We start from the raw sequence: 364 nt of genomic DNA, 5'->3' as shown, positions 1-364 counted from the left end.
ACCCGCACAGAAATTCACCAGGTGCTATATGACGCTATTAAACAGAAATAGCAAAAAGAGAAGGAAATTATCAGCAACAAAAAATTCAAATTAATTGCAGACTATCTAACCGATCTTTTTTCCCTGACCCGGTTAAAAGCTTTTCTGCTTATCCTGCTTTTTCTGCTCACAGGAGAATTGATAAGTTACTTTTTAAATCTTCCCATAGCAGGAAACATCCTTGGGATGGTAATTCTTTTTGTAGCGCTAAAACAGAAGTGGGTAAGGTTAAGCGCAATCAAACCGGCATCAGATAAACTACTGGAATTTTTGGTGCTGTTCTTCATCCCCTACGGAGTGGGATTAATGGTTTATTTTGATCTCA

At 37.9% G+C, this 364-nt stretch carries 1 protein-coding gene; it reads left to right on the top strand.

All coding sequences use genetic code 11. From position 1 onward, the window contains the following. Positions 1–177: 177 nt before the first annotated feature. On the top strand, positions 178–364 hold a 187-nt coding region (locus tag HC175_RS20845), incomplete at its 3' end, for a CidA/LrgA family protein (protein WP_235942719.1).

It is taken from the genome of Salinimicrobium oceani (genome assembly GCF_012037645.1).
The sequence above is the reverse complement of the archived record's forward strand: the minus strand, read 5'-3'. Positions and strand labels throughout refer to the sequence as shown.